The organism is Streptomyces sp. NPDC002676 (genome assembly GCF_053592455.1).
Genome location: NZ_JBSFVT010000063.1, coordinates 1 through 4388, shown reverse-complemented (window position 1 = coordinate 4388; position 4388 = coordinate 1). Strand labels below are relative to the sequence as shown.

Sequence of the window (4388 nt, the reverse complement as noted above, 5' to 3'; positions counted from 1 at the left end):
GGCTCGGTTCTGCCGGAGTTCATGGTGCCGGCTGCTGTCGTGGTCCTTCCCGAGCTCCCGCTGACCGCGCACCGCAAGGTCGACCGGCGCGCCCTCCCCGCCCCCGACTACACGGACGCACAGCGAGCACGTGGCCCACGGGATGCTCGTGAGGAGACCCTCTCCGCCATCTTCGCGGAGGTGCTGGGCGTGGAGCGGGTCGGTATCGACGACAGCTTCTTCGACCTCGGCGGCCACTCGCTCCACGCCACCCGTGTCATCAGCCGCATCCGTGCAGTCTTCGGTGTGGAGGTGTCGCCGCGCGCACTGTTCGAGGCGCCAACCGTCGCCCAGCTGAACGCCCGCATGACAGGCGCCGAGGGTGCCCGCCCTCGGCTGGAGGCGATGTCTCGTCCGGCGGAGGTGCCGTTGTCGTTCGCTCAGCGGCGTCTGTGGTTTCTCAACCGGATCCAGGGGTCGGGGTCGGCTACGTACAACATGCCGATCGCCTTGCGGCTGTCCGGTTGGCTGGATCGGGAGGCGTTGGCGGCGGCGCTCGGTGACGTGGTTGCGCGTCACGAGAGCCTGCGGACCGTCTTCCCGGAGGGTCCGGACGGTACCCCGCGTCAGCGTGTCATCGACGTTGCGGACGTCACGGTGGACCTGCCCGTGCGACAGATTGGCGAGGACGACGTGCCGGAGGCGGTCGCACTGACCGCGCGCCGTGGCTTCGACCTGACAGCCGAATCCCCGCTGCGTGCGGAGCTGTTCGCGGTCGAGGACACCACGCACATCCTGGTGGTCGTCCTCCATCACATCGCGGGCGACGGTTGGTCACTGGCCCCGCTGGCCCGTGATGTCGCCCTGGCCTACGAAGCGCGCGTGGGCGGTCGCATCCCGGCCTGGAGGCCGCTGCCGGTGCAGTACGCGGACTACGCGCTGTGGCAGCGCGACCTGCTCGGCGACGAGTCCGACCCGGACAGCCTGCTCAGCAAGCAGGTCGCGTATTGGACCGAGCAACTCGCGGATCTCCCCGACCAGCTGGACCTTCCCTTCGACCGGCCCCGCCCGATCGCTTCCTCATACCAGGGCGGAACCGTCCCGGTGACCCTCGACGCGGAGCTGCACCGGAGCATCGCGGAACTCGCCCGCGCGTCGGACGCGAGTGTGTTCATGGTGGTGCAGGCGGCGTTCGCCGTGCTGATGTCCCGGCTGGGTGCCGGGACGGACATCCCGATCGGCACACCAGTGGCCGGCCGTACGGACGAGGCGCTGGACGACCTCGTCGGCTTCTTCGTGAACACGCTGGTGTTGCGTAACGACCTTTCAGGTGAACCGACCTTCCGCGAACTCATCGGCCGGGTGAGGGAGGCAGACCTCTCCGCATACGGCAACCAGGATGTGCCGTTCGAGCACCTCGTGGAGGTCCTCAACCCCGTCCGCTCCATGTCCCGGCACCCTCTGTTCCAGGTCATGCTGACCTTCCAGAACAACACGGCACCGGAGCTCAGCCTGCCTGGTCTCGTTCTCCACAGCGAGTCCGCCGCGTCGGGCGCGGTGAAGTTCGATCTCTCGGTCCACCTTGGCGAGGTTTTTGATGGTGGGGGTGGGCTGGCTGGGTTGTCGGGTGTGTTCGGTTTTTCGGTTGATGTGTTTGACCGGGGGACTGTTGAGGGGTTTGTGGTTCGGTTCGAGCGGTTGTTGCGGGGGTTGGTGGGGGAGCCCGATCGGCCGGTGGGGTTGGTCGAGGTGTTGTCGGGGGATGAGCGTCGTGCGTTGGTGGGGGAGTGGAGTGGTGGCCGGTGGGATGGTGTGCCGGCTGGTGTGACGGTGGTGGAGTTGTTCGAGCGGCAGGTGGATGCCGTCCCGGACGCGGTGGCGGTGTCGGCTGAGGGCGTCGAACTCTCGTATCGGGAGCTCGATGCCTCGGCGAGCCGGTTGGCGTGCTATCTGCGTGATCTGGGTGTGGGGCGCGAGTCGGTGGTGGGGTTGTGCCTGCCGCGTGGCGTGGAGATGATCACGGCGATCCTGGCGGTATGGAAGGCGGGGGCGGCGTATCTGCCGATCGATGGGGAACTGCCCGCGGAGCGGGTGGCGTACATGCTGGCCGACAGCCGGGCGCAGCTGGTGCTGGCGACCCAGGAAGTCCTGGGTGATCTCTGGGCCGAGCAGGCTCGGACCGTAGCGCTGGATGCCCTGGCGACCACCACCCTCCTGGACGGCTACGCCGATGCATCGCCCGAGGTGGTGCTGGATCCGGCCGGGTTGGCGTATGTGATCTACACGTCGGGGTCGACGGGCACGCCGAAGGGTGTGGCGGTCACGCACGGGTCGCTGGCCAACTACGTCGCCTCGGTGTCGGCGCGGCTGGGCTGGACGTCGCCGGGGGCGCGGTATGGGCTGTTGCAGGCGCAGGTGACCGACCTGGGCAACACGGTGGTGTTCACCAGCCTCGTCACAGGCGGCCGGCTGCACGTGCTGGACGCCGATACCGTGACCGAGCCGGAGGCGGTGGCCGGCTACCTCGCTGAACACCGGATTGATGCGTTCAAGGCGGTGCCGTCGCATCTGGCGGCGTTGACCGCCGCAGCCGGTATCGAGTCGCTGCTGCCCATGCAGTCGCTGGTCCTCGGCGGCGAGGCCGCGACGCCCGGCTGGGTGCAAGAGCTCGTGGCTACGGCCACCTCCGGGGGCCGGCGGGTGTTCAACCACTACGGGCCCACGGAGACCACGATCGGCGTGGCCACCGCCGAACTGACACCACAGGCGGTCACCGACGGGGTTGTACCGATCGGCACCCCGATCGCCAACACCCGCCTGTTCGTGCTGGATGCGGCGCTCCAGCCGGTGCCGGTCGGGGTGGCCGGGGAGCTGTACGTCGCCGGCGATGCGCTGGCGCGCGGCTACGTCGGCCGCCCGTCGCTGACCGGCGAACGGTTCGTAGCGTCCCCCTTCGGGGCCGGGGAGAGGATGTATCGAACCGGGGACCTGGCGAAGTGGACGTTCGACGGGCAGCTGCTGTTCCTCGGCCGGGCGGACGAACAGGTGAAGATCCGCGGGTTCCGCATCGAGCCCGGCGAAATCCAAGCCGCCCTGTTGACACATCCGGACATCACGCAGGCCGCCGTCATCGCCCGCGAGGACACCCTGGGCGACAAACGCCTCATCGCCTATGCGGTGGCTGAGAGCGGGCAGGCACTCGAATCGGAAACTGTCCGCGCGTACCTGAGCGGACGCCTGCCGGAATACATGGTCCCGGCCGCTGTTGTAGTCCTTCCCGAACTCCCGCTGACCGCCCACGGTAAACTCGACCGCCGCGCCCTGCCCGCACCGGAGTTCCAGCAGCAGACGCATCGCGCTCCGCGTGACGCCCGTGAGAAGGCCCTCGCCGAGATCTTCGCCGAGGTGCTCGGTGTGGAGCGCGTCGGTATCGACGACAGCTTCTTCGACCTGGGCGGCCACTCCCTGCTCGCCACCCGCGTGGTCAGCCGCGTCCGCACGGTCCTCGAAGCGGAAATGCCGCTGCGTGTCCTGTTCGAGCGTCCCACCGTGGCCCAGCTCGCACAGTGGGCGGCGGACGCCGAGCAGGCTCGAACCGCGCTGGTACCAATGGACCGGCCAGCCCAGGTGCCGCTGTCGTTCGCCCAGCGGCGCCTGTGGTTCCTCAACCGCTTCGAGGGGGCGAAGGCCGCTACCTACAACATGCCCGTCGTCCTACGACTGACTGGTGCACTGGACCAGGAGGCCCTGGCCGCCGCCCTGCGGGACGTGATCGAGCGGCACGAGAGCCTGCGGACCGTCTTCCCCGAAGGCCCCGACGGCTCGCCGTACCAGCACATCGTGGCCGCGGAGGAGGCATGCCCGTCGCTGACCGCCACCCTGGTGTCCGAGACCGACCTGCCGGAAGCCGTCGCCACGGAGGTGAGGAGCGGTTTCGACCTGACATCTGGTGTCCCTCTGCGGATGCGGCTGTTCGCGCTGGCGGAGGACGTCCACGTGCTGGTGGTGGTGTTGCATCACATCGCGGGTGACGGCTGGTCCATGGAGCCCCTGGCCCGGGACGTGGCGTTGGCTTACGAGGCGCGGATCGACGGGAAGGCTCCCGCGTGGGAGTCGCTGCCGGTGCAGTACGCGGACTACGCCCTCTGGCAGCGAGACCTGCTCGGCGACGACTCCGACCCCAACAGCCTGATGAGTAGGCAGGTCACTTACTGGAAGCAGCAACTAGCTGAACTGCCAACCCAGTTGGAACTGCCATTCGACCAGCCTCGACCCGCGGTCGCCTCGTACCGAGGTGACAGTGTCCCCTTCGAAGTGGCAGCGGACGTCCACGCGGGCCTGGTGGGTCTGGCTCGGGAGTCGGGCGCGAGTGTGTTCATGGTGGTGCAGGCGGCGTTCGCGGCGTTGCT

The 4388-nt window shown here is 68.7% G+C and carries 1 protein-coding gene; it reads left to right on the top strand.

All coding sequences use genetic code 11. The annotated features are described in order from the left end of the window. Positions 1–39: 39 nt before the first annotated feature. On the top strand, positions 40–4388 hold a 4349-nt coding region (locus tag ACWD3E_RS43170), incomplete at its 3' end, for an amino acid adenylation domain-containing protein (protein WP_451392926.1).